Here is a 5,619-nt window from a genome sequence, read left to right on the forward strand (position 1 = left end):
CCGTATAAGATAGTGCATAAATCCCCAGACTTGAGTTAAAGCATTATTTTCTTATTCTAAAATATCAATGAATAAAAGTAGCTTTCTTCTCTCCTAGTATGCTTTATCATAAACTACATATCGCTCTCAAGCGTATACATTTTTAATATTTTATCCAAAATTTTGAGAACTTTTTATAGCGTGCTACTAAAGACAATATAAATTTTGTAAAATAACATTTATATCATTGAGCTGTTTTCTTAATGACTATGAAAAACCTTTAAGAAAAATACTTTTATCATTCCTCAAAAAGATTTTTGATATAATAATCAAAGTGTTTTTTCTGCAAACAGTTCTTTGTAAACACTTTCAATCTTGCTTGCCTCTTTTTCCAAAGGAAAGTGAGTACGAACATGGGTTAAAGCTTTCTTTCCGGCTGCCAATGTTTTTTCTACATCAGCAAAATAAGGTTCAATTGCTGCTGTTAAAGCCGCTCCATCTCCTGCTTGAACAACCGTTCCTGTTCCCTCGACCACCAATTCTTTAAAAATTCCTACATCACTCGCCACTACAGCCGTCTGTGATGCCATTGCCTCCAATGGTGTCAGACCAAAACCTTCCAAACGAGACGGAGTTACATAAAGTGATAAACGGCGATACCACACAGGTATATCAAGCCTTTCACCAAGAAAAATAATGCGGTCGTTTAAACCAGCTTCAGCAATCTTCTGTCGTAATTTCTTTTCAAAACCATAATGCTGTTCTGTAGTCCGACCAGCGATAAGTGCTGTCCATTCGGGATAGTCAGGCAATAATGCTATCATCGCGTCCACAAACAAATCAGTACCCTTTAAATAGCGCACGCGCCCAAAACATCCTACCGCATATTTTCCTGGCACCCCAGTTGCTGGAAAGTAATCATCAGGAATTTTGGGGGGTGAAAAACGCCTAATATCCACTCCATGCATAATAACCTTATGAGGCACTTCTAGATAGGTTCCCGTACATACACTAGTAGCGATAACTTTATCCATACGACGAAGCAACCATTTGGTAAAAGGCTTGTGTTCGCGTCGAGATGCCGAAGTAAAGATGAGTTTAAGCTTCATTCGCAAAACATCGCGTAAAAACACCCCGCAAAGCATCTCAATATTGCGTCGTGCATGCCAAATACGAAATGGCTTCCCTTTCGGACTTTTCCAAAGTCCGAAAAGGTCCTTAAAGGCAAGTGTCGGTAAAGTTCGTGGTAAACCAAACCCCAAAGTGGATATACGCACACCCTGTTCGCGTTGCAGTGGAATAAGCTGAATAATCGTAGATGTTACTCCCGACAAACGCCTTTTAAAGTGAGGCGCAATAATTTCAGTTTCGTCCAAAGATACACGCATAATAATCCATATGTTATTTAGATGTACTGAACCTTAATGATCTCGTAATTATGCGCACCACCTGGTGCATTCACCTCAATCACATCACCTTCTTGCTTGCCAATAAGTGCACGTGCGATAGGCGAAGAAATAGAGATTTTACCAACCTTTACATCAGCTTCTTGATCCCCTACGATCTGATACACTTTTTTTTCCTCAGTATCCTCATCCAAGAGTTTAATGGTTGCACCAAATTTTATTTTGTCACCTGAAAGACGCGAGACATCTATAACTTCTGCTCGTGCGATATAATCTTCAAGCTCATTTATACGCCCCTCATTATGACTTTGTGCTTCTTTAGCTGCATGATACTCAGCATTTTCAGATAAATCACCATGCGCACGCGCCTCAGAAATTGCTTCAATAATTCGCGGACGCTCCTGTTGTTGACGCCAACGCAACTCTTCTTTAAGACTCTCAAAACCAGCTGTAGTCATCGGAACTTTTTCCATAATCCGTCCCTTTCTATTACACGGAAGGTTTAATAAAAATACAAAAAACGGCTTCCAAAATTACTTTTGGAATCCGAAAACTACGATCTTTTTTATTATATAGTACAGTATCGCTGTTTTCCATATAAAAATAAATAAAGGAAACAAAACATGCACAAATAGTGATTAAAACATCTCATTTTGGTGTTTAAAACGTTAAACTTCACTCTTCTCTTTAAAGTGTCCTAAAGAAGAAAGAATTGTATTTTTTTCTGTTTTATCATAATCTAGTAAAAGAAATTATATAGAATATGAAGAGAGAAGGATAGAAAATCTCTAAAGAAATTCTTTACAGAAAAATGAAAAAAATCGTCATTTTTTTTATGTTTGGCTCTTTCTTTTTAGCCACAACAATATCAGAGGCAGCAGATGCTTTTGTTACGAGAAATCTTAATTTTAGAACAGGTCCCAGCACTCAATATGCACTTTGCGGCTTAATCTCTGCTGGAGAATTAGTTTTTGTTAAAAACTGTGAAGGAAATTGGTGCCATATCCGATATAACACTCAAATAGGTTGGGTGTCATCTCGTTATCTTTCATTTAAAGATGGAAATGATCTTTATCACACATATACAATGTCTTTAATGCCCAAACGTACCGATTATTCTCCATAACAGCTATAATAACTTATGCCCTCTTGAATATCATCATGGCAAAAATGCAATAGTGTTCACGAACAACCACAAATATGCTCCTTCCAAAGAAATACTTCGAAGAATTTGTCTCATAAAAAACTTGATCAATATCCTAATGAAAGCTCTAATAAACCAAAATAAATCTGTTCAATAACGTTTTGCTGTTGTCGTAATAAATTTGTAAAAATTAGTATTTTCTTTAAAATCACCAGCACTTTTCTATCAAAGGATACAACAATGAAAAATGGTGTTACTGCAACAGTAGAAGCTCTTTCTGCTCTTATTGCTTCAGGTAATCCTCTTTTTAAGAATGGTGCATTATGGACACCTCACCGCCCCATTCGTCCTGAAAAATCTGAAGGTGGTATTCCATTTCAACTCGAAACATCTTTTAAACCAGCGGGAGATCAACCTCAAGCCATTAAAACTCTGGTTGAGGGAATTCAAAAAAATGAACGTACACAAGTGCTTTTGGGTGTTACCGGCTCAGGGAAAACCTATACAATGGCCAATATCATTGAAAAAACACAGCGTCCAGCTTTAATATTAGCTCCCAATAAAACTCTAGCAGCGCAGCTTTATGGGGAATTTAAAAGTTTTTTTCCCCATAATGCCGTCGAATATTTTGTTTCCTATTATGACTATTATCAACCAGAAGCCTATGTTGCACGCTCAGACACTTATATTGAAAAGGAATCCTCAATTAATGAACAAATCGACCGTATGCGCCATGCTGCAACACGCGCTGTCTTAGAGCGTGATGATGTTATTATCGTCGCATCTGTCTCCTGCATCTACGGAATTGGTTCCGTAGAAACCTATACGGCCATGACCTTCGAAATAGAAAAAGGGGACAAACTCAATCAACGAAAACTCTTGGCTGATTTAGTCTCTCAACAGTATTATCGACAAGATATCAACTTCGTTCGTGGTTCCTTTCGTGTACGAGGGGATACAATCGAAATTTTCCCTGCCCACCTCGAAGATCGTGCTTGGCGTATTTCGCTCTTTGGCGATGAAGTGGAAACAATTACGGAATTTGATCCTCTCACCGGACAAAAAACAGGCGATCTTCAATCAATTAAAATTTATGCCAACTCACACTACGTAATACCACGCCCAACACTTAACCAAGCGATGAAATCTATCAAAATGGAACTCGTTCAACGCCTCGATGAGTTGAACGAAGCTGGACGTCTTTTAGAAGCACAACGTTTAGAACAACGTACAGTTTTTGATTTGGAAATGTTGGAAACCACCGGTTCATGTCCGGGAATTGAAAATTATTCACGTTATTTAACAGGACGAAATCCCGGTGAACCACCCCCAACTTTATTCGAATATATTCCACTCAATTCTCTTGTTTTTATCGATGAAAGCCATGTAACCATTCCCCAAATTGGTGGTATGTACCGAGGTGATTTTCGCAGAAAAGCAACCTTAGCAGAATATGGTTTTCGCCTCCCTTCTTGTATGGATAACCGTCCTTTGCGCTTTGAAGAATGGGATGCTATGCGCCCACAAACGATTGCTGTCTCCGCAACACCTGGACGGTGGGAAATAGAACAATCTCACGGTACTTTTGCAGAACAAGTTATTCGCCCCACAGGGCTTGTTGACCCACCAACAGAGGTTCGTCCAGCCAAAAATCAAGTCGATGATGTTGTGAATGAAATTCGTAAAACAATTCAAAAAGGCTACCGCACACTAGTGACCGTCCTAACCAAGCGTATGGCCGAAGATTTAACGGAATATCTCCACGAACAAGGTATTCGTGTACGCTATATGCATTCCGACATTGATACATTAGAACGCATTGAAATTCTACGCGATCTTCGGCTTGGCACCTTTGATGTCCTCATCGGTATCAACTTGCTCCGAGAAGGCTTAGATATTCCAGAATGTGGTTTTGTTGCCATTCTAGATGCCGATAAAGAGGGCTTTTTGCGCTCTGAAACTTCCCTCATACAAACAATCGGACGTGCTGCACGTAACGTAGATGGCCGTGTTATCCTCTATGCAGATACGATCACTGGTTCCATAAAACGAGCCTTACAGGAGACACAAAGACGTCGACAAAAACAAATAGCCTATAATGAAGAACACCATATCACACCGAAAAGTATCAAAAAAAATATCGGAGATATTCTCAATTCAGGCTATGAAAACAACCATATTCGTACAAATATCCCTGATGTCATCGAGAAAAAAAATATGGTTGGCAACAATTTAGCATCTCATATTAAACACCTCGAAAAATTAATGCATGAAGCAGCTGCTGATCTTAATTTTGAAGAAGCAGCACACCTTCGCGATGAAATCAAACAATTACAAAAGATAGAACTAGAACTCGCGGAAAATCCCTTAACACATCATAGCGAACAATCCACCCATGAGCGCGTATTACAACCAAGTCTTTTCTCCAAACCAAACCTTGCACACATGGGACCAACCATGGACACTGGTATTTTGGAAAATCAAAAAGGAAAATCTCGTAAAAATACCCCTAATCAAGCAACAATAAAACGAAAAAAACGCAATCAATGAAGGAGCAAAAAATTTCAAACCGCATAAAATAATCTTCAGTTCTTCTAAAAAAAGACGAAAGCTCAAAAGCAAACAGCGTTATCCGAAAAATAGACAACCTCCAACATCAAGGGTGCTTCAATTTGTCTAAAACAACATGAGAGAGAACATTTTATAAAAATTTTCTAAAATATATTATCTTTATACAGTTATACTCTGATATCTAACTCAATATTATTTATCCTTACAAGAAAATATTCAAATAGGACACTGTCCTATAACACAAATAACGTAAAATAAGACTTTCTCATAGAACCATAAGCCTATGATAAAAAATGATAACTTTTATTCATATCCCTATTGTTCAATTCATATTGTACCAAACAATAAAAAATTATCCCTAAATAAAGAGTTTATATTCCATAGTAAAAAATCGTGGACTCTCAATACAAACTTATTAATTAACCTCAAGCAGAGTACATTAATTGAAATCAAAATTCTGTTATGATTTCATTTTACTGTCTCCGCGATAGATTTAACTAAATAAATTTTTATTTTTTT

Annotated in this window: 4 protein-coding genes; 2 read left to right on the top strand and 2 right to left on the bottom strand. The window is 37.6% G+C overall.

The window, feature by feature from the left end; genetic code table 11:
* Nucleotides 1-308: 308 nt before the first annotated feature.
* The gene (locus ACFIL8_RS03380; protein ID WP_375628658.1) at nucleotides 309-1,367 is read right to left on the bottom strand and encodes a glycosyltransferase family 4 protein; all 1,059 of its coding nucleotides are present in this window, start codon (nucleotides 1,365-1,367) and stop codon (nucleotides 309-311) included.
* Between the two features lie 17 nt (nucleotides 1,368-1,384).
* Complete coding sequence (greA, locus tag ACFIL8_RS03385) at nucleotides 1,385-1,858, bottom strand: transcription elongation factor GreA (protein WP_007347010.1); 474 nt, start codon at nucleotides 1,856-1,858, stop codon at nucleotides 1,385-1,387.
* Nucleotides 1,859-2,196: 338 nt separating this feature from the next.
* On the opposite strand from greA, the gene ACFIL8_RS03390 reads away from it, so the two are divergent.
* Together ACFIL8_RS03390 and uvrB are read left to right on the top strand one after the other, a co-directional pair.
* Complete coding sequence (locus tag ACFIL8_RS03390; protein WP_375612971.1) at nucleotides 2,197-2,511, top strand: SH3 domain-containing protein; 315 nt, start codon at nucleotides 2,197-2,199, stop codon at nucleotides 2,509-2,511.
* Between the two features lie 258 nt (nucleotides 2,512-2,769).
* The gene (uvrB, locus tag ACFIL8_RS03395) at nucleotides 2,770-5,079 is read left to right on the top strand and encodes an excinuclease ABC subunit UvrB (RefSeq protein WP_375612972.1); all 2,310 of its coding nucleotides are present in this window, start codon (nucleotides 2,770-2,772) and stop codon (nucleotides 5,077-5,079) included.
* Nucleotides 5,080-5,619: the final 540 nt, after the last annotated feature.

This window comes from Bartonella sp. AP57NXGY (assembly GCF_042195805.1).
Classification (GTDB): Bacteria; Pseudomonadota; Alphaproteobacteria; order Rhizobiales; family Rhizobiaceae; genus Bartonella.

Bases quoted from the DNA above. Each gene is read 5' to 3' on its own strand.
- uvrB (WP_375612972.1), top strand. From the start codon at position 2,770: ATGAAAAATGGTGTTACTGCAACAGTAGAAGCTCTTTCTGCTCTTATT.
- ACFIL8_RS03380 (WP_375628658.1), bottom strand. From the start codon at position 1,367: ATGCGTGTATCTTTGGACGAAACTGAAATTATTGCGCCTCACTTTAAA.
- greA (WP_007347010.1), bottom strand. From the start codon at position 1,858: ATGGAAAAAGTTCCGATGACTACAGCTGGTTTTGAGAGTCTTAAAGAA.
- ACFIL8_RS03390 (WP_375612971.1), top strand. From the start codon at position 2,197: ATGAAAAAAATCGTCATTTTTTTTATGTTTGGCTCTTTCTTTTTAGCC.